This window comes from Parabacteroides sp. AM58-2XD (assembly GCF_003463685.1).
Taxonomy (GTDB): domain Bacteria; phylum Bacteroidota; class Bacteroidia; order Bacteroidales; family Tannerellaceae; genus Parabacteroides; species Parabacteroides segnis.
In genome coordinates, this window is the sequence record NZ_QSDP01000003.1 from 25,718 (window position 1) to 45,212 (window position 19,495).

General features: G+C 48.0%; 14 protein-coding genes and 2 pseudogenes. 4 read left to right on the top strand and 12 right to left on the bottom strand.

What is annotated here, in order from left to right:
• Positions 1–25 precede the first annotated feature (25 nt).
• Entirely contained in the window at positions 26–2,314 is a 2,289-nt protein-coding gene (locus DXA15_RS01300) for a bifunctional (p)ppGpp synthetase/guanosine-3',5'-bis(diphosphate) 3'-pyrophosphohydrolase (RefSeq protein WP_128132879.1), read from the top strand.
• An 80-nt stretch (positions 2,315–2,394) separates the two neighbouring features.
• Here DXA15_RS01300 and DXA15_RS01305 read toward each other — a convergent pair whose 3' ends face one another.
• The 6 genes from DXA15_RS01305 to DXA15_RS01325 form a co-directional block, all read right to left on the bottom strand.
• The gene (locus DXA15_RS01305) at positions 2,395–3,975 is read right to left on the bottom strand and encodes a TonB-dependent receptor plug domain-containing protein (RefSeq protein WP_369683037.1); all 1,581 of its coding nucleotides are present in this window, start codon (positions 3,973–3,975) and stop codon (positions 2,395–2,397) included.
• On the bottom strand, positions 3,897–4,706 hold the full coding sequence (locus tag DXA15_RS27845; RefSeq protein ID WP_369683036.1) for a carboxypeptidase-like regulatory domain-containing protein: 810 nt from the start codon (positions 4,704–4,706) through the stop codon (positions 3,897–3,899). The genes DXA15_RS01305 and DXA15_RS27845 overlap by 79 nt, the downstream gene beginning before the upstream one ends.
• Positions 4,707–4,788: 82 nt before the next feature.
• Positions 4,789–5,139 carry a hypothetical protein gene (locus DXA15_RS01310; RefSeq protein ID WP_128132880.1) on the bottom strand — a complete coding sequence of 117 codons (351 nt, stop codon included), beginning with the start codon at positions 5,137–5,139 and terminating at the stop codon, positions 4,789–4,791.
• Between the two features lie 119 nt (positions 5,140–5,258).
• Positions 5,259–5,987 carry a nitroreductase family protein gene (locus DXA15_RS01315; protein WP_128132881.1) on the bottom strand — a complete coding sequence of 243 codons (729 nt, stop codon included), beginning with the start codon at positions 5,985–5,987 and terminating at the stop codon, positions 5,259–5,261.
• Between the two features lie 215 nt (positions 5,988–6,202).
• Entirely contained in the window at positions 6,203–7,483 is a 1,281-nt protein-coding gene (eno, locus tag DXA15_RS01320) for a phosphopyruvate hydratase (RefSeq protein ID WP_128132882.1), read from the bottom strand.
• A 90-nt stretch (positions 7,484–7,573) separates the two neighbouring features.
• A complete protein-coding gene (locus DXA15_RS01325) occupies positions 7,574–7,960 on the bottom strand; it encodes a thioesterase family protein (RefSeq protein WP_128132883.1) in 387 nt (128 codons plus the stop codon).
• 159 nt (positions 7,961–8,119) lie between these two features.
• Here DXA15_RS01325 and DXA15_RS01330 point away from each other — a divergent pair, with 159 nt between their 5' ends.
• Both DXA15_RS01330 and DXA15_RS01335 read left to right on the top strand, forming a co-directional pair.
• The gene (locus tag DXA15_RS01330; protein WP_128132884.1) at positions 8,120–9,274 is read left to right on the top strand and encodes a DUF362 domain-containing protein; all 1,155 of its coding nucleotides are present in this window, start codon (positions 8,120–8,122) and stop codon (positions 9,272–9,274) included.
• Positions 9,271–10,035, top strand: coding sequence for a DUF6599 family protein (locus tag DXA15_RS01335; protein WP_128132885.1), 765 nt, complete (start codon positions 9,271–9,273; stop codon positions 10,033–10,035). The genes DXA15_RS01330 and DXA15_RS01335 overlap by 4 nt, the downstream gene beginning before the upstream one ends.
• A 149-nt stretch (positions 10,036–10,184) precedes the next feature.
• Here the strand turns inward: DXA15_RS01335 and DXA15_RS01340 are convergent.
• From DXA15_RS01340 to DXA15_RS01365, 6 genes and pseudogenes are all read right to left on the bottom strand, one after another.
• Positions 10,185–10,637: pseudogene (locus DXA15_RS01340) on the bottom strand (ATP-binding cassette domain-containing protein); the annotation flags it as partial.
• Between the two features lie 26 nt (positions 10,638–10,663).
• Entirely contained in the window at positions 10,664–11,905 is a 1,242-nt protein-coding gene (locus DXA15_RS01345) for a PepSY domain-containing protein (RefSeq protein WP_128132886.1), read from the bottom strand.
• On the bottom strand, positions 11,902–12,732 hold the full coding sequence (locus tag DXA15_RS01350) for an alpha/beta hydrolase (protein ID WP_128132887.1): 831 nt from the start codon (positions 12,730–12,732) through the stop codon (positions 11,902–11,904). Before DXA15_RS01350 ends, DXA15_RS01345 begins: the two co-directional genes overlap by 4 nt.
• Positions 12,733–12,748: 16 nt before the next feature.
• Positions 12,749–14,160 (bottom strand): annotated as a pseudogene (locus DXA15_RS01355) (DUF4374 domain-containing protein).
• A 45-nt stretch (positions 14,161–14,205) separates the two neighbouring features.
• Entirely contained in the window at positions 14,206–16,503 is a 2,298-nt protein-coding gene (locus tag DXA15_RS01360; RefSeq protein ID WP_233566669.1) for a TonB-dependent receptor, read from the bottom strand.
• A 317-nt stretch (positions 16,504–16,820) separates the two neighbouring features.
• On the bottom strand, positions 16,821–17,606 hold the full coding sequence (locus tag DXA15_RS01365) for a DUF6261 family protein (RefSeq protein ID WP_128132889.1): 786 nt from the start codon (positions 17,604–17,606) through the stop codon (positions 16,821–16,823).
• 906 nt (positions 17,607–18,512) lie between these two features.
• Between DXA15_RS01365 and DXA15_RS01370 the strand changes: the two genes are divergently transcribed.
• A complete protein-coding gene (locus DXA15_RS01370; protein WP_128132890.1) occupies positions 18,513–19,484 on the top strand; it encodes an HmuY family protein in 972 nt (323 codons plus the stop codon).
• Positions 19,485–19,495 lie beyond the last annotated feature (11 nt).

Below are 19,495 nucleotides of genomic sequence, written 5' to 3' on the forward strand. Positions count from 1 at the left end.
TGTATAAAAAGAAGAGGTTGTAACCATGAGTGATGCGATAGACACAAAAGACACAAAGGAAGCCGGTGACATGTTACCAGCTATGACGGCAGACGAGAAGATGATCCAAGATGGATTTAATGAGCTGCTGGAGGACTATCTGAATTCAAATCACCGGAGGAAGGTGGAGCGCATTACTAAGGCGTTCAACTTTGCCAATCAGGCGCATTCCGGCGTGAAACGCCGGTCCGGCGAACCCTATATCATGCACCCTATTGCCGTTGCACGGATTGTTTGTCGTGAAATGGGATTGGGGTCGACTTCTATTTGTTCGGCCCTGCTCCATGATGTGGTGGAGGATACGGAATATACCGTACAGGATATCAGTGATATGTTTGGTCCGAAGATTGCCCAGATTGTAGATGGGCTGACTAAGATATCCGGTGGTATTTTCGGAGAACAGGCTTCGGCACAGGCGGAAAACTTCCGTAAGTTGTTGCTTACCATGAGTGACGATATCCGTGTAATCCTGATCAAAATTGCCGACCGTCTGCACAATATGCGAACCTTGGGTTCGATGCTTCCGGCCAAACAATTCAAGATTGCCGGAGAGACACTGTACCTTTATGCACCTTTGGCTCATCGCCTGGGCCTCTTCACTATCAAAACGGAACTGGAGGATCTGAGTTTTAAATATGAGCATCCTCAGGAATATGATTTTATCGAACAGAAACTGCAAGCCTCGGAGGAAAGCCGTAATAAGCTTTTCGAACATTTCGCAATTCCGGTCGATAAGAAACTGAAAGAAATGGGCTTGCATTATGAGATGAAAGCCCGTGTGAAATCAGCTTACTCTATCTGGAACAAGATGGAGAGTAAAGGGATTACCTTTGAAGATATCTACGACCTGTATGCCGTCCGTATCATTTTTGACCCGCTGCCGGGGGTGGATGAAAAGAATATGTGCTGGGATATCTATTCCGCTATAACAGATGTTTACCGTATTCGTCCGGACCGAATCCGTGACTGGGTAAGCCGTCCGAAGGCTAACGGATACCAGGCGTTACACCTGACAGTCATGGGTCCCGATGGGCAGTGGGTGGAAATACAGATTCGTAGCCGGCGTATGGATGATATTGCCGAGAAAGGATTTGCCGCACACTGGAAATATAAAGAACACAGCGTAGAAGAAGATACCGAACTCGATAAATGGCTTCAGACAATCACTGAAATCCTGGAAAGTCCGGACCCGAATGCCCTTGACTTTCTGGATACGATCAAGTTGAACCTGTTTACCTCTGAAATATTCGTGTTTACCCCGAAAGGGGATATAAAGACGCTTCCCCAGGGGGCAACCGCGCTTGACTTTGCCTATGCACTGCATACCAATATCGGTAATAAGTGTATCGGTGCGAAAGTAAACCATCGCCTGGTTCCTCTCAGTCACCCGCTGGCCAGTGGGGACCAGGTGGAGATACTGACTTCCCGTTCACAGGAGCCGCAAGCGGAATGGCTTAATTTTGTTACTACGGCAAAAGCCCGTTCAAAGATCGATGCCGTATTGAAGCGTGCCCGTAAAGATGCAGCCAAAGTGGGTGAGGAGAAGGTGATTGCAGCCTTTAAGCGTTCCGAAATGGAGGCAAGTACGTCCAATCTGGATAAGTTGTGCATGTATTTCGGTTTCTCCAAGCGGGAGGAATTCTTTTATGCCGTGGAAAAGGGCGATGTCGTTCTGCCGGAAAATATAAAGAAGCTGTTGAAGGAAAAGACCGATAACGTGTTATTTAAGTATGTAAAACAGGCGTTAGGAGTCGGTGTCAAGAATAATAAGGAGAAAGAAGAGGTACAGAAAGAAGAAAAACCGAAAGCAAAATACGATAAATCGAAACCTTATATCCTTCGTGAAGAAGCCTTCGAACGTAATTATGTCATTGCTGAATGCTGTAAACCTATTCCGGGTGACGATGCGCTGGGCTTCATCAACGATGACGGTAATGTGGTTGTCCATAAACGTTCCTGTCCGATTGCCATGCGCCTGAAGAGCAGTTTCGGCGAACGTATCCTGAATACCGAGTGGAGTAGCCATAAGAATGCTTCCTTTGAAGCGACTCTCGAAGTGAAAGGTATCGACTCGATTGGCGTTTTGAACACAATCACTAAAACTATTTCCGATGACTTCAATGTGAATATCATGCGTCTGCTTATTGAAGCGAAAGACGGTGTATTCGAAGGTAAGATTAAGATGAAAGTGCATGATGTGGAAGACATACAGAAGATGTGTGTGACGCTTTCAAAGATAAAGAACATAAAGTCGGTCGGTCGTGTGGCTGATTAATCGGAACAATATTGTAGTGTCCCCAAAAAGTTAGACAAAAGCTTTTTGGGGGCACTGCATTTTTAGACAGCTCCATCTTTCTAATAAGAAATCTTAACCCCCGCAAAATAACTTCTCGGTGCGGCCGGTCCGTAGATATAGGCGGAGTCGCGTTTGCGTCCCTGGTCGAAGTCGGACTGGTAGTCTTCGAAGATATTCTGTACACCGGCGTTTACTTCCAGGTTGATGTCTTTGTAGATGTGGAAGTCGTATGTCAGCTTGATGTTCATGTCGAAGAAGTCCGGTGTTTTGACCGCCTTGTCCATCGGGATATAGCCGGCCAGGTGCTGTACCAGCATGCTTCCGGTATAAGTACCCGACAAAGCTGCCGTGAAATGTTTTAGTGGAGTCAGCGTCGAGGTGAAGTAACCATAGGTATTGGGAGTGCGGAACATCTTCCGTTCTGTCGGGACGTTCTCGTTATCGCTCCATTTCTCCGGCTCGTTGTAACGGCTACGCTGCAAGGTGACGCCTGCCTGTAAGGACAGCCAGGAAGAGAGAACGCTTTTTCCTTCGAGCGTCAGTCCCATCACTTTGGCTCCCGAACCGTTACGGCGTTCCTTGATGATATTACCCTGCTCGTCTTTACCGATATCCTCCAGCACAAAGACATCGCTCAGGCTGGTGTAGAATCCTTCAATCAGGAAATTTGTCTGGATTCCGTTCTTGAAACGGTGATAGAAGTCGACCGATGTGCTGAGACTTTGCGATTTCTCTTCTTTCAGGTCTTTTGCTCGTTGTATCATCGCTATTTCACCTCCCACGGCAGAGATGTGCATATCCTCGTCGAAAGCCTGCGGCGCACGGAAGCCGCTGGAGTAACTGGCACGGATATTGATATCCTCCGTCGGATTGAAACGTACATTGGCACGCGGGCTGAATATCACATTATCTATCATATTATGTTTATCCATACGTGCTCCGATCAGGAAACTCCACATTTTGTTTTTCCATTCGTTTTGCAGGAAAAGGCTTTCGATGTGGACTTTCTGGTTCGTATAGCGGTTGTAGCCAATCATTTCATCTTTCAGATGGTCGTAATTGTATTCCAGTCCGGCTGTCAGGTCCGACGGCATAAACAGGAATTTGTCGAAGCTGTAGGCATACTGTGTTCCCGCCATAAAAGTAAGGTCGGTAGTCTTGCCGTAGGCATTCGGGTCTTGTGTTGTACCGTAATAACTGTCGCGGTCGGTGTTCTGGGCCGAAGTGAAGACGCTGAGCCTATGTTTGTAATCGGAAGAGAAAAGGTCGAACTTCAGGCCTCCGCCGTCGATGGAATGCTCCAGTTGTTCAGCAATATCCGCTTCATGGGGCGGACGGTCCAGCAGGTTACCGCCACGGCGGTATTCGTTCATGTGATGATATTCGAATGTCAGCTTGCTGTAAGTGCTTGTTTTCAGGTAGGAACGGAAACCGACCGTCTGGTTTTTAAGTTTCGGCAGTTCGGTATAACCGTCACCGTCATGGTCGTAGCCGGAGCGATGGCGGTTCTGACCGAAGATGTACATGCCGGCTTTACTGTTGTCCGTCACCAGCGAAGCGTTCAGTGTCGTGTTGTTATCGAGGCCGAACTTCCTCCGATAGAAGAAATCGTATGCGTCAGTTCCCCGGAATTGCGCAATGGCTCTTTGGTAATGATATTGATGGTCCCCGCAATGGCGGAAGAGCCGAATAAGGCTGAGCCGCCGCCGCGCATCACTTCGACACGGTCAATCATATTCGCTGGAATCTGTTCCAGTCCGTATACCCCCGAAAGGGCGCTGAAGATTGGGCGCGAGTCGATTAAGATTTGTGTGTAAGGCCCGTCCAGCCCATTGATACGTACCTGTTGGAAACCGCAATTCTGGCAGTTTGTCTCAACACGTACACCTGGCTGAAAATTCAGTCCCTGCGCCAGATTTACCGCATTGGTCGTTTTAAATAGCTTCGAGTCGATGACATTGACCAGGGTGGGAGCCAGGCGCCGCGAAGTCTCGCTCCGGTTTGCCGAGACGACTACGCCGTCCAGGGCAATCCGGTCTTCTTCCAACTCGACGTTTATTTCCTGTGTTTTCCCTTTTACCAGGGTCACTTCGCGGGTTACGGTTTTGTATCCGAGATATTTGAATTTGAGTGTAAACTTGCCCTCGGGCAGGTTTTTCAGGAAATAATGACCGGAATTGTCCGTGGTGGTCCCTATGGTGGTCCCTTTCAGCATAACGGTGATGAAAGGCAGGTGTTCGCCTGTTTCTTTGTCCAGTACATGTCCGAATACATTGGCATCCGAAGTGTTCATTTTCTCGTCGTCTCCTGTTGCCCGTGCAACCGTAACGGCACAGCAAAGGCATAGCATAAGTGTTATAATCTTATTCATTTTAATTTGTTCTGATAAATAGGTAATACAAGGGATGTACCTGTTTGAACACAGGCATCCTAACAAAAAAAGTCCGTATGTATCAGATTACAGGAGGGGCACGAAGAGATAACTTTCCCCGTACAGGGAGCAGGTAATCCGGGTAGACCGGATTATTTCTGAGTATAAATAATGTAGTAAGAAAAGCGGCAAGCAGAATCGAAACAAACGCTGCTCCGCTGATTTGAATCGTAGAAAGCTGATGAAGCAACTGGAACTCCGCGTAACCATGTTCATGGTCCGGTCGGCCGTCGTCCGTTTTATGGTAAGGGTGCGAATGGACTATCGTTACCCCGTTCACGATATGGACGTGGGTAAACGCAATCAGGCATCCCAGATACGCAATAAACAGTGCGGGGAGCGCTATACGCAGATATTTCCTGAACTTCTCCATCACCTTGTTGCAAATATAAGGTATTATACGGTATAAAATGGCAAGTCTGGTATTAAATCTGTATTAAATACCTACTGCTAGGTATGAAAACAGGAGCCTCTCCCCGTTTGAAAGATAGATTAAATCCTATGATAAACTTCGTTGAACGGCACTCTGCATCGTTCTCCCCAGATGCCTCTGTTACCTTTTCGGATGCCACATGGAATGATCATATTTATCCCGGCACCGTGCGGTAATTTCAATAGTTTTTTGATTTGTGTACTGTCGAAACCCTCTAAAGGGCAAGTGTCGTATCCTTCATTTGCCATGGCAATCATAAATGTCTGGGCAGCCAGTGCACAGGATTTGTGAACGACGACGCGCATGTCGCTTTCGGAAACTTCACGTACCATAGGGCGAAAGAGGCCGATGCTTTTAGCTAGTATGACCCTTAAAAATCCCAGCAAACCGAAGAACCTGGCATAAAGGAACGGCATTACTTTCCCATAATATAATTCTCTGTCTTTGATACGTTTCTCCTGGCGTTCCTCGGGACTGTTCCGCAGGATATTCCCTTTCTCGAACTCGAGAACGAATTTTGCCCGTTTCTTATATAAGTCCTGACGGGTAACGAAAATAACTATTTCCGGAGCTGTGGAGGCTGCTGTCTGACCCAGACAAGCCTTCGAAATCTTTGCTAATAATTCGGGTTCTGTAATTTGATAGAATTCCCATAATTGCATATTCGAACTGTTGGGAGCCAGCGTTGCCAGTTCCAGACATTGTTTGACCTTTTCCGGGTCTATCGGTTTTTCTTTATCGTATATCCGCACAGAACGGCGGAACTGCAAGACTTCTGCTAAATTCATTTTTGATTCTGTTTAATTAAATAACTTCTTTCTTATCTGATAGATTTTCGCCTAAAAACAACTGATGTAAAATTATAACATAATTGTGAGTTAATTGTATTCCGGACGGAAGGATTATTAACAAAATTTCAGCAGGTCAAGCAAAAAGAGCCTCTCCTCACGGGGAAGCTCTTTAAAAACTTTAGCCTTAAGTGTGCAAATTAGCAATTATGATATTATTTCAATCTTTTATATCCATAAACGGCACGTTCGCCCAGTTCTTCTTCGATGCGGAGGAGCTGGTTGTATTTAGCCATGCGGTCGGAACGGCTCAGTGAACCGGTCTTGATTTGTCCGCTGTTGGTCGCAACGGCGATGTCGGCAATCGTAGCATCTTCCGTTTCACCTGAACGGTGTGATGTTACGGTTGTATAGCCGTGGCGATGTGCCATTTCGATTGCATTCAATGTTTCTGTCAGTGAACCGATTTGGTTTACTTTGATAAGGATGGAGTTGGCACAACCTTCCTGGATACCTTTTGACAGGAAATCGACGTTGGTAACGAACAGGTCGTCGCCGACCAGCTGGCAACGGTTACCGATACGGTCGGTCAGTTTCTTCCAGCCTTCCCAGTCGTTTTCGTTCATACCGTCTTCGATAGAGTCGATAGGGTATTCGTTGATTAGTTTTTCCAGGTAGTCTACCTGTTCGTCAGAAGTTCGTTTTACGCCTTTGTCGCCTTCGAACTTGGTGTAGTCATAGATACCGTCTTTGTAGAATTCGGAAGAAGCGCAGTCCATGCCAATCATGATGTCTTTACCCGGTTCGTATCCGGCAGCCTTGATAGCGGCAAGGATAGAGTTCAGTGCATCTTCTGTTCCTTCCAGTGCGGGAGCGAAGCCACCTTCGTCACCAACAGCAGTGCTCAGGCCACGGTCGTGTAATACTTTCTTTAAAGCATGGAACACTTCGGCGCCCATCCGCAAACCTTCCTTGAAAGAAGATGCGCCAACCGGACGAATCATAAATTCCTGGAAAGCGATGGGAGCATCGCTGTGTGAACCGCCATTGATGATGTTCATCATCGGAACCGGCATAACGTATGTGTTAGTTCCGCCGATATATCTGTATAAAGGAATATCCAGATAGCTGGCAGCCGCTTTGGCAACAGCCAGGGAAACACCGAGGATGGCGTTTGCTCCGAGGTTTGATTTGGTCTTTGTCCCGTCCAGTGCCAACATGGCATGGTCGATACCGACCTGGTCCAAAGCAGACATGCCGACGAGGGCCGGAGCGATTATCTTATTAACGTTTTCAACAGCTTTCTGTACACCTTTACCGCAGTAACGTTTCTTGTCGCCGTCGCGTAATTCGAGTGCTTCGTGTTCGCCGGTAGAAGCGCCGGAGGGAACGGAAGCTCTTCCCATTACGCCTGATTCCAACAATACATCTACTTCTACGGTAGGGTTACCTCTTGAGTCGAGGATTTCACGTCCTGTAATCTTTTCTATTTTCATTGTTTGTTCATTTTTAAGACGGAACAAATGTAGAAAGATAACGGAGAACGTGAAATCACTATAAATGGGCATTCTACGCCCGTAAAATACCTATTTGTCGGTAGGGTAAATCTTTGCGAGGAACTTCTCCTTATCCACGATAAAGCGGATATGTGTCCCTTCGCCGATTACGCCTTTGGAGTCGTGCGCCACTACTTTGAAAGTCAGTTTCCGGCCTTCGGCTTCTTCGAGTGTGGCGGTTGCCGTTATTTCTTCTCCCATCGGGGAGGGTTTGATATGGGAGGTATTCATCTGTGCCCCGACCGTCGTCGAACCTTCCGGCAGTCCGGCGGCTACGGCCAGCATCGCTGCATTCTCCATCAGTGCAACCATCGAGGGAGTGGCAAAAACTTCCAGGTCGCCCGACCCCATTGTCCGGGCTGAGTTAGCTGCACTTACTATCGTACGGCTTGTGTGTTGTAATCCTTTTTCCAGCATGTTCTATTGAGTTATAAAGAATGCGGCAAAAGTAAATACTTTCTTGTTTGCTACCAATACCTGCGGAAAGCGATTTGTTGTACTAATAACTGTCAAAAGGGGAGATGCACCGGAGAAAATCAATACCTTAGCAGCCTGAAGACTTAATAATGTAATGCCATGAAAAGAAGAAACTTTTTTCGTTCGTTAGCCCTTGGAGGGGCGAGTGTCGCTTTTTCTCCCATCGTGAAGGCTGCCCCTTCGGCGCAGGCGGTCAAAGAGAAGCCGGCAACCAATATAAAGGATGCCCTTGCCATTCCCCGGAATGAGAACTCCATGCCGGGCAAATATCCCGGAAAAGTGGTAAAAGCGACTCACCCCGGTTGTATTGTCGACGGGCAACCGTCGGAGGAAGCCGCTTATGAAATGCTCCGGAACTGCCTGTTGAACCTGACGGGGAAAGAAAATCTGAAAGAGGCATGGCTGCAATTTGTCGGTCCCGATGATGTAATCGGGCTGAAAGTGAATCCGATTGCCGGGAAGCTGCTGTCTACTTCGCACGCTCTGACGCAATCTATTATTAACCAGTTGGAAGAGGCCGGCATCTCCCGGAATAACATCGTTATCTGGGACAGGCGGGAGGCAGACCTGAAAGAGTCCGGCTTTACCCCGGAGAATTACCCCGATATCCGCATCATCGGTACGGAATACACTGATGAGAACGGCAGCTACATCAATGCCGAAGGAAAGTTTTACGGGGAAGAACGGATTGACAAAGAGCACTATTACTTTGTTGATTTGGAGGGCGAGTATGATGCCTATACCATGCCGTTCATGATTAATGGCGGAAAATACTCTTACTTCACAAAGATATGTACGGAGATGGTGACGAAAATCATCAACGTCCCGGTGCTGAAGAATGCGGGAACGACGATTACTTCCTGTATGAAGAACCTGGCTTTCGGCTCTATAACCAATACGGCGTGGCTTCACGGCCCAATGTGGCACGACACCTGCGCTTCGGCTTGTGCCTTTCCTCCTTTGCGTGATAAGGTGGTATTGAATATTACCGACGGTATGATTGGCTGTTTCGATGGCGGGCCGGCTGCCAATCCGCAGTTTATCTGTCATTACAATACGATTCTGGCGGGAAGCGACCCGGTGGCAGTCGACCGTATCGGTTATGATATGGTGATTGCCAAACGTATCGAAGAAGGCGTGCAGGAGGAAGAGAAAGCCGGGGCACGTGGCTTTATGGATATGGCACAGGAGTTCAAGTTGGGAGTAGCCGATAAGGAAAAGATAGAACTGGTCGAAATAAATTTGCAGGCATGAAACACGTTATACACTGGTTGGGACTTTTGATGTTTATCCCGGCTTTCCTGGCAGCACAGGAGGTTGAGGTGAAAAGGGAGCGCGAATTTACCGGTTCCGGCCTTTATGGTTTTATGAACGGGGGAGCGGAACAGTTCCTCGAATACGGTGTCAGTAAGCTGGTAGCCCGCGATGTCGTTTACGAAGGGCAGGAATATACGGTTGAGATTTATGATATGCCAACGCCGGAGGACGCGTTCGGTATTTATTCACTCCATGTGTTCAGATGCCAGCGGGCGGATACTTTGGGGTGTATCGATTGTCTGTCGCCTTACCAGTTGCAGGCTGTGGCTGGGAATAAATATGTGTCGGTCGTTTTTCCTTCCGGTTCGGCGGCGGCAAAAAGTAAGGCGGACGCGGTAATTCGTTATTATCTGCCGATGGATGGCAAGGATAATCCGGCCTTCCCGGAACAGCTGGAAGGATTGTCTCCTTATTCGGGCAAAGTTAAATTCTTCCGGGGGCCTATTGGCATATCCGGGGTCAGCACTTCGCTGATGCATTATCTGGAAGGTGTTGCCTATACAGGTGTCTGGTTTGTGGCCGATAAGCCTTCGAAGAGTTATCGTGCCCTGGTTTGTGTCAAGGAAAAGGGCGAGATAGATAAGCTAAAAGAAAAAGTCCCTGCCTCCGATATTATCCGGAGTGGGAACGATTTCATTTATCTAACCGGTAAGGAACAGGAAGCTGAAGAGGATACTCATGGCGGTTTCGGATTCTGATACCAGTTTCTTCCTAAGGAAACTTCAGTTTCCTGCGGAAGAAACTCTAGTTCCCTGCCGAGGAAATTACAGTTTCCTGCGGAGGAAACGCGAGTTTCCAAAGAGGGTAACTACGAGGAAACTGTAATTGGCTGACCGTTAGCTTAGTATTATAATTTCCATCCAATCGTTTTTCCTTGTATCGTCCCTAGCTTGTGGTAAAGTCCTTGGTTACGGAGTAATTCATCATGCCTCCCTTGTTCGGCGATGCAGCCGTTTTCGAGGACGATGATTTTGTCGGCATTGCGGATGGTTTTCAGGCAATGGGCGATGACGATGACGGTGCGGCCCTCAATCAGGGTGTTGATGGCTTTCTGCACTTCCACTTCGTTTTCCGGGTCGAGGGAGGCGGTCGCTTCGTCCAGCAGGACGATGGGAGCCTCTTCCAGGATGGCGCGGGCGATGGAGAGACGCTGTTTCTCTCCGCCGGAGAGGGTACAACCTCCTTCACCGACCATCGTGTCGTAACCACCCGGCAGGCGCATGATGAAATCGTGGCAGCAGGCTTTGCGGGCAGCGGCTTCTATTTCTTCGTCGGTCGCATCCGATTTGCCGAAGCGGATGCAGCCTTGATGAATCGAGTGACCCTTTATTTCTTCCTTTTCCGCATCTTCTTTTTAATCCAGAAATAATAACCGGTTATGGCGAAGACTGCGCCGAGGAAAGACACCAGGCAGCTCAGGATTTTTGTTGTCATGCCACCCCAGGTGCCGGCATGTACGGAATATATCCAGCCTCTTATCTTTCCTGATTTGGGGAGGTCTTTGTATAACTGGATATCGGTGATTTGGCCCGTTGCCGCATCGAATGTGTAACGGTCGCTACCCCGGGTATTACCGTATCGTGCAGCGGAGACCGAAGCTGAACCGTCCTGGATGGTGATGGAGTTGTATGCCGGATAGCGATGCTGCAAATCCGATAGAACGTTCGCCCAGACTGTATAATCCGTTCTTTTCTGTTGCCTTTCTTTTCTTTCAGAAGAACCGGAACGTTCCGGATGACCACCTCTCTCCCTGTTTCTTTCCCGTTTTTCGCCGGCAGGTCTGTCGTCTGAGCCTCTCTCCCCGCGGCCTCTTTCCCCCGGCTTTTTATCTTCGGGCTGTTCCTGTTGGGCGGAAGGGGCCGGAGCATGTGCCTGCGGCTGGGTTGTCTCTACGCCGAAAGCCGTATAGAACGCATCTCGGTACCAACCGAACGACCAGGTCAGCCCGGTGAGTGTCAGGACGAGCAGAAGCAGGGTGGAGTAAAAGCCTCCCGCCACATGCAGGTCGTAGAAGAAACGGTACCAGCCGGCGTTCGCCTTTATTTTCAGGCGATTCTTCAATGCCTTCCTGTTACGGGGATACCAGATGACAATACCGCTTATCAGAATGATGGCCAGTATGAGTGTGGAGTATCCCACGAGCGCTTTCCCCAGTGAAAAGCTGCCGTCGCGCTTATAGGAGTCGAGCAACCAGCGGTGGAGGCGCATCATCTGCATGAAGAAACCCTGTCCGTCGTTGATGCCGGTGACTTCTGCGGTGTAAGGGTCGATGAAGGCGGCGGCCTTTTTGCCCGGCAGCACCAGTTGGTAGGTACGTTTCGGGTCGGGAGTGACGCGGATGCCGTTTATCTTAATGGAGTCGGGGAGTTGCTGCCGGGCTGATTCTATCAATGCGGCCGGCGGGAGCGGTTCGCCCTTCACCTCTTTTACGAAGTAGTGGGAAGGGTGGCAGAGTTCTTGTATCTCCGTTTCAAATACCAGTATTGCCCCTGTCAGGCAGACAATGGCGATGATGATACCGAAGGGTATGGATAACCATAGATGTATTTTAGCAAAGAGTTTTCTCATTTTCCGAATAATTGTTTTATCCCGTCGTATATTCCCGGAATTGCAACTGTTCCGTGGTTCTCTTCGGGGAATGATTTATGAAAGAAACGCAGGTTCTTCGCCTGCGGCAATACCTCCGTGAGGAGATGGTTTACTTTGTTGAGGTGGATGTCCACCCGGTCGGTCCGTTTCTTCGAAGCGACGCCGATGTACAGGCTTTTACCCGTGAAGTCTTTTCCTTCAACCCATGTGGCTGCTTCCTGCGATAGCTTGCCCTGGTCCCACCACAGGCTCGGGTCGACAGCCAGATAGGTGTCGAACAGCTCCGTATGGCGGAGGAAGGTGTTCAGGGTGAACAGTCCCGCGTAGGAATGGCCTATCAGCATATTCTTTCCGTTCGTCCGGCAGGTGCTGTCGATAACGCCGCGGAGCTCTTCGGTCAGGAAGCGGCAGAATGTTTCGCTTCCGCCGCCCTGGGGAGTGGCATCCGGGGCAATCCGGCCGTCCCGTCCCGCTGCCGAGGCTGTCGGCGTCAGGTCGCGTGTCCGGTCGACGTTGAGCACGCCGATGATGATGCTTTCCGGGAGGTATTTGCCTCTGACCGTTGTAAATGTCCGGCTGATTCCTACCAGCGAATGAAAGAAAGCGTCTCCGTCGAGCAGATAGATGACCGGATATCTTTTCGTTGTATCCTGCTCATAGCCGGCGGGAAGGTGTATCCAGTAGTTCCGTTCCTCATTTAATACGGCAGAGCGGAGAGACTGTTTCTTGCCTATACAAATATCCTCCTGGCTCCGCATGGTTAGCGGGAGCAGGAGGAGTATAAGAAAGATATACATGCGAATCATCTTTCGTTGTTATTGTTTAGTTCGCAGCCGCCAGTTTACCGACACCGCTCACTTGTGTAGCTTCGATTGTCAGACCTTTTGTTGCCTGGGCTGTTGCCGGGTCGATTTTGTAGATAGCTGGGTTGCCGCCGCCTTCGTTGAAGGTAACGGTCACGTAAGCGTTGCCTTTTTCAACATACGGTTCGTTGCTGAAGCCGGAAATCTGGTCGGTTGAAGGAAGACCTGTTACGTATGTCAGCTTCTTATCTCCGGCCTTGAAGATAGCCAACTGGTTGGCTACATAGCCTGTTTCTGTGAGAGGTCTGTCGTACATCAGCAACATGAAATAGTCGTCTGCGATATGCCAGCTACGGAGGAAAGAGTTACCGTTGGTCAGGGCTTCCAGGTTGCAGTAGTAATCGTCGAACTCAGTGCTTCCGCTGGGGATACGAACGACACCGGCGGGCAGCGTTGTCTTTTGGCGGGTATCGGTCATCGTCTTTGCGAAGCTCGGCGAGAATACATATACGTCACCGTTGTCGGCTGCCAGATCATTTGGTAATACTGGGATTTGTTACGGCCTGCGGCATAACTGATTTTGTCTGTTTTGATAAGTTTCTTGCTGGTCATGGTTGCATCGTCGAAGATGGCTACCCAGCATTCGTTCGGGAATTGTGTCCACTGCAATTCGTCTTTCTTGTAAGCACTGCTGTTGGAACCGCCCGATTCTTTCTTCACCAGGTCTTCATTGCCCGGCAATACCCATTTGCCGTTCTGGTCTTTTGTACCGTACTGGCTCAGACCCATCGGAACGGCGGCTGTGTAAATCTTGTTGTTATGTTCCAGCATACCGGACAGGGTTACGTATTCACCGTTGCCCAGGAAGTTTTCAGACAAATAGGCTTTGTTCTGTGTATCGTTGGTGGTGAATGTTTCGGCTGCCGGGTCCAGGTAAGAAAGCAGGAATACTTTCGGAGTGTAACCGTTTTCGTCGTTCCATTCCGTAGGACCGTCACCGGTAGAAGAGGTCATGATATATTTGTCGTAGATACCATAGGTGGTAAAACGCTTTACATTGAATTCGGCAGAACGTTTCTTCAGTTCGCCGCTGGCATCCATGATATACGAGCGGGTTCCGCCGGCTTCTCCCTGGTTGTATGTCAGGGCGTAGAGATATTGTTCCTTGAAGAATACCCAGTAGGTTGCACCATCGTTCACAACGCCGTTGTTGATGGTCGTAACGGTACCTTCGTCCAACGATTCGGCGTTGACCAGCACATTGGTTGTATTTCCGGAAGCCGTTACAGAGGCTGCGATTACGTATTCTGCGTTGTTGTCATCATCACCGCCATCATCGCCGCCGGTAGATGGGTCATCGTCACACGCAGTCAGTGTCAGTCCGGCCATTGCAGTAGCGAAAAGGCCTGTTAAAAAGAAATTCTTTTTCATCTTGTTTGTTTTAATATTGTTTATTACTATTTATTTTTAGAGAGATTAATTACCTAGATAGACACGGACTTTTCCGTAGAATGCCCGTCCTGCTTTTTGCAGGCTGAAGTTGTCGTACAGCTTTTCGTCCGTGAAGTTGCGGCACTCGAACGAGATGTTGTAACGTCCGTTCTGAAGGCTGTAAGAGAGAGTCAGGTTGTGTGAGAACTGGTTCGGCACCACATATTCGCCTTTATTCGAACCGATGATGGAAGAATAATAGGTAAAGCTATGCAGGTACTGATTGTCGTAAGTAACTATCAGCGTGTTGCCTTTCTTCCAGAGGTTACGCCAGTAGAAGGTCACGTCGGAGTCGGCGAAACGGTACGGAAGGTTCGGCATACGCTGTTTATAGGCGATATTGTTTGCGCCGTTACTGATGGCCGTTTTCTGGTTGTCGCGGACATTCATCTGCGTATAGTTTCCACCCAGGCTCAGCCAGTTCGCAAAGCTGTAACGGGCGGAGATGTTATAGCCTTTGGTCAGCACCTTGCCGTAGTTGATGTAGCTTGCCGCCTGTTTGCCGCCGCTCAGGTCGGTGATGTTACGCTGGATATAGTCTTTGGTGTTGCGGTAAATCAAACCGCCTTCCACATATACGTTATGTTTGTTGAATGCTTTGTTGTAGCTGACATTCAGGTTCAGGTTGTCGCTGTTTTCCGGTTTGATGCCCATGTCGCCCATCTCAAGGTCTTCGTTTCCGAACATTTCCTCGATGGTAGGCAGGCGGTAGGCTTTTTCATAAGACAGTTTGGCCTGCAAACCCGGCAGTACGAAGTAGGTACCGGCGGCCCCGTATCCCATCGAGTTGACGCTGCGGGAGGTGCGGACATATTCTGAACTTGTGTTATCAGTTGCTATCGGACCGGCTACATACTGGTTGTAATGCTTTCCGAAGACAGACAGGTTCCAATGTTCTGACGGCATCAGGCGGTAAGAGAGGCCGGCAATGTTTTTGCGTGTCTCCTTGTCGATGGCATCCGTCAGTTCCTCGTTTGTCAGCAGTGAGGTGTTGGAGCGGCGGAAGGCGGTCAGTACGTTGTTGAACGTAAACATATGTACCTTGCCGATGCGGTAGTTGAGGGTGACCGTACCGTTCCAGTTGTTGTTGTCCGAACGGGTGTGCTGGTAGGACTGTTCGCCGCGTGAGTTCATTAGGTGTTTATCGCCTGCCCAGTTATATTCGTAGGCGGAGGTATCCACGTTGGTCGTCAGGTTCTTGTTGTAATTGGCGGTGAATACCAGGTCGAGGCCATCGGTGAACAGGTTGCGTTTGTTGTATTCCAGCGACGGCATCAGGGAATGGCCTTTACGGTGCTTCTCACCGTAAACCGTGTTCTGGCGTACCCCCGTCTGTATATCCTGGTACATATTGGAATAAGTGAAACCGAACAACAGGCGGTCGGCCCATTTCCTGTTGACAAATCCCAGCTTTCCGATGATGGCTTCGTTATGGTAGGTGTCGTTGAAGCGTTTCACACGTTCTTTCTTATCCGTGTCGAGACGTCCCGTTTCGAAATCCTTTACCGGGGCATCCACATAGTAATCGTTGTCCGAATAGTTCTGGAAAGCATTGATTTCGTAAGTGAAACCGTTATCCAGTGTCTGTCCGAAGTTGACGTATGATTTGTGCGTATTGAACGAGCCGAAAGAATAGGAGGCGTCGAGGAACCAGTTGCGGCGTTTCTTGTTCGTCACGATATTGACAACGCCGCCGATGGCATCCGTTCCGAAACCGACGGGGACTACTCCTTTATATACTTCGATGCGTTCGGCGAAATTGACCGGTATATTATTCAGGGCGAACGAACTGCCTACGCCTTCCTGCGGCACGCCGTCGATAAAGACCTTCACGTGCTTTCCGCTGAAACCGTCGAGCATCAGTTGCATGTCCGAGCCTACACCGCCCGATTCGCGGAGTTTCATGCCCGGTGCTTTGGCGAGTGCGTCGCTCAGGCTTTTGGTGGAGTTTTGCAGTTCCTTGGTATCCACGGCTATGGCGTTGAAAGCCGAACGTTTCAGGCGGCTGATGCCGTTGGAAACGACTACGACTTCGTCCAGTTCTTCCACTTGCGGAGTGATGGTGATATTTTGTTTTACGCGTTCGCCGTTGATAAGCCTGACTTGCTTTTCAACTGTTTTATAGCCGATGGCGGATACGACCAGTGTATAATTTCCTGCGGGAGCTTTGAGATGGTAGATACCTTCTTCATTCGTTGTTCCCCCGTAGTTGGTACCTTTCAGATAGACTGTTGCAAAATCAACAATCTCTTTCTCCGTCGAGAGGATTTTTCCGGAAATCATCGCATCGTTTTGTGCATAAGTAATCACCGATGATAGTAGTAATATCACTATCAAGGATATTTTATAAAAACTTGTTTTCAATGTAAATTCTTTTTGCCGTTATTAAACCGGTGCAAATTTCCGCATAAAAAGAAGGCACATCAATCGCAAGGAATAGGTAAAGATTGATAAATGTATCGTAATTGTAATAGGATGCAATAGCTATTAGTAGGTAATTTCCGTTTTTGTGCTTGCGGGAGTAACCAACCCCTAAAAACAAAAAGAAGGTATTACAAACCGTCTGTCAGCAATACCTTCTTCTTATCTTTCCGTCCGGATTATTCAATTTCCGGTCTGTCGTCCTTTTTCTTTTTGTTAGCGTTTCTTGTCGAACGTGCAGCCAGTATAGTCTGCTGGTAATCGATCAGTTTATTCATATTGTTGACAACAGTCAGATAATCTTCCTCCCCGTTCACCTCGATCAGCGCATTGACACGTTTCACAAATGCCCGGTAGGCCTTGTCGGCCTCTTCGCGTCCGGCTTTTGAAGCACCGGTTATCGTAGTAGCCTGAATGGCATTGCGGTCGGAGAAGAGTTGGATGAACCGTTTATTCAATGATTCCAGTTGGTCGACCCATTCTTTCAGGCCGATGGCCGATAACCGGTTGTGTTCAATCTCGACCGATTCGATTTCCGGTCTGTCGCCTCCAGCCGGATTGTCGTACGCTTTCAAATCCTGTACCAGATTTTCAATCACTCCGTTTTCCTTGATATAAGGCAGTGAGCGCGGGTCGCCATACTTGTCGATGATGTCGCTGACCACCTTAGCGATAGCTGCTTTGTCGGGATCGAAATGTTTAATCATGTTATGAGCTTGTACCGAGGTGCCCGAATAAACCTGATCGCGCTGGTTATCAGCATCCAGCAGTTGGGCCGTCATCGGATCCTTGCCACCGGGTTTAAGCACCTCGTCGAAGTGGGCGAACGCGGCTGCATAGGCATTATGCAACGGGGTTACTTTTGCATCTGTGCATTTGGCTGTTTCGATAAGCATCAATTGGTGGAAACCGAAATCTTCTTCCTGGTGGAGTTCTTTTAAATCCAGACCTTTGATTTGTGTCATGTTTTGCTTGTATTTGTATTATAAATGGCTTACCGGCTTTCGGCGAGTCTGTTTTTGCTTAAAAAATACGTTTCCGGCTTCCGGCCGGTTATTTCGGATGTAAGAAATTGTTTTCCGGCCTCCGGCGAGCTATTTCTGTGACAAAATGTAACTCGCCGGTCTCCGGACAGGTATTTTTGTTACGAAAAATGATCGGCCCCCGTCCGGAAAGCTGTTTTTGTGACAAAAAGTAACTCGCCGGATGTCGGACGCGTTACTTTTTATTGCCCGGAAGTAAAAGTAGTGGTTTCTTACCGGATAAATAAGACCGGTTTAGTTGTTAGATAACATCTTTTGCCTTTTTTATGGGCGAAGGGGGAGAGGAGAGATTCATAGTTAGAAAAATTGAGCTATCTGTTTATTGACTGGTTGTAACTGTCTCCCCTCTTGAGAGGGGGTAGGGGGTGTGTTAAAGCCAGTCTATAAAACAGGCTTTGTTACAGGTTCATTTGCCGTTTGCTTCAGCTGACGGATTAGTAAAGGGTCTATTTCATTGGACTTTGGTCCCATTTCTTACAGTTTTCTATCTAAAAGAAATGTGGCTGAAGCCAAAAGAGAGAAACAACTTGTAAACCGTCAGCTGAAGCAAACGGCAAATGAACCTGTAATAGTCAAGTGACTCTGATTATGGTGGTTGTATGGCGGGGATATGACACACCCCCTTCTCCCTCTCCAGAGGGGAGACAGGTACAACCAGTTGCTATAAACAAACACTCACATCTGATAATACCCGAACCATCCAAAAAGCAACTACCTACTAATAGGTAGGATGTCTTCTTTTTTTACCTCTTTTTAGGGATTTCACATCTTTTTATAAAACCGGAACTTTGCTGCCACAAAAGGTATTTATAAAATAATAGTAACGCAATGAAAAAGAATTTTTACTTATTAGCTGTATTATTCATCAGCTCTTTAACTGTTTTTTCCGCTTGTAGCGATGATGACGACAATGGGGGCGGAGATACAGAAGAGACTGTGAAAGATGTGATGCTCGATGCTACAGCTTATGATAAATGGATGTATTTTAGTTTTAAGGATGGCACATCGGTTGCTCATGAGATTGAGCCGGTGGCAGGAACTTATAAAGGAGATATTTCCGGAACGGTAATGGGGCAAGATCAGGGAACTGTAACAAATTTGAAACTGGAAGTAGGTCGCATTTCCAAAGATTCAGTTAGTATTACTGTGGATGAATTTTCCCTTGCAGGCAGAACTATAAGTAAATTTACTGCAGGTGCGAAGATTGCAGCGGATTCTATCGGTTGGGATTTGGCTGGTGGTGAAATGGCTGTTAGCGGCATGACTGTTACTCCAACCACTGGTAATATTTCGCTTGACAGTATCAATATAACGATATTGATACAACCTACAGGTATGCCGATGCCTATCACTACCACTTATAAAGGTATCATCGAAACTCGTACCGGCATCGACGAAACTTCTTTCAACTGGGATATCGCCCTTCATCGTTATGATGTAAAGACAAATGGTGCCTCGGCTGTAGAAACAACTGAATCAGATATTAAAAAGGTGACAGCTATTCCTTCCAGTGGTTATGTGGCTGATATCAAAACAGACAGTCTTATCATTGATAATTCCGGCATGATGAATAATAAGGTAGGATATGCTACTTCCAATATCAATGAAGTATTGAACAAAGGCATCGAATTCAGTTCCGTACCTATGCCTCCTACGCCGGCAAACTGGACGATGAGCAATAAAGTTTACGTCATCAAATTGAAATCCGGCGAATACGCAAAGATCAAATTCACCGATTATTCAAACGACGCTGATGTTAAAGGTCATATCTCCTTTGAATACGTATATCCTTTTAAGTAACAAACTCTAAT

What these genes read in the sequence shown, in the direction of transcription:
- DXA15_RS01350 (WP_128132887.1), bottom strand. Translation starts at nt 12,732, where the DNA reads ATGATTCGCATGTATATCTTTCTTATACTCCTCCTGCTCCCGCTAACC.
- DXA15_RS01330 (WP_128132884.1), top strand. Translation starts at nt 8,120, where the DNA reads ATGAAAAGAAGAAACTTTTTTCGTTCGTTAGCCCTTGGAGGGGCGAGT.
- DXA15_RS27845 (WP_369683036.1), bottom strand. Translation starts at nt 4,706, where the DNA reads ATGAATAAGATTATAACACTTATGCTATGCCTTTGCTGTGCCGTTACG.
- DXA15_RS01325 (WP_128132883.1), bottom strand. Translation starts at nt 7,960, where the DNA reads ATGCTGGAAAAAGGATTACAACACACAAGCCGTACGATAGTAAGTGCA.
- DXA15_RS01315 (WP_128132881.1), bottom strand. Translation starts at nt 5,987, where the DNA reads ATGAATTTAGCAGAAGTCTTGCAGTTCCGCCGTTCTGTGCGGATATAC.
- DXA15_RS01365 (WP_128132889.1), bottom strand. Translation starts at nt 17,606, where the DNA reads ATGACACAAATCAAAGGTCTGGATTTAAAAGAACTCCACCAGGAAGAA.
- DXA15_RS01310 (WP_128132880.1), bottom strand. Translation starts at nt 5,139, where the DNA reads ATGGAGAAGTTCAGGAAATATCTGCGTATAGCGCTCCCCGCACTGTTT.
- DXA15_RS01345 (WP_128132886.1), bottom strand. Translation starts at nt 11,905, where the DNA reads ATGAGAAAACTCTTTGCTAAAATACATCTATGGTTATCCATACCCTTC.
- DXA15_RS01335 (WP_128132885.1), top strand. Translation starts at nt 9,271, where the DNA reads ATGAAACACGTTATACACTGGTTGGGACTTTTGATGTTTATCCCGGCT.
- eno (WP_128132882.1), bottom strand. Translation starts at nt 7,483, where the DNA reads ATGAAAATAGAAAAGATTACAGGACGTGAAATCCTCGACTCAAGAGGT.
- DXA15_RS01360 (WP_233566669.1), bottom strand. Translation starts at nt 16,503, where the DNA reads ATGATTTCCGGAAAAATCCTCTCGACGGAGAAAGAGATTGTTGATTTT.
- DXA15_RS01300 (WP_128132879.1), top strand. Translation starts at nt 26, where the DNA reads ATGAGTGATGCGATAGACACAAAAGACACAAAGGAAGCCGGTGACATG.
- DXA15_RS01370 (WP_128132890.1), top strand. Translation starts at nt 18,513, where the DNA reads ATGAAAAAGAATTTTTACTTATTAGCTGTATTATTCATCAGCTCTTTA.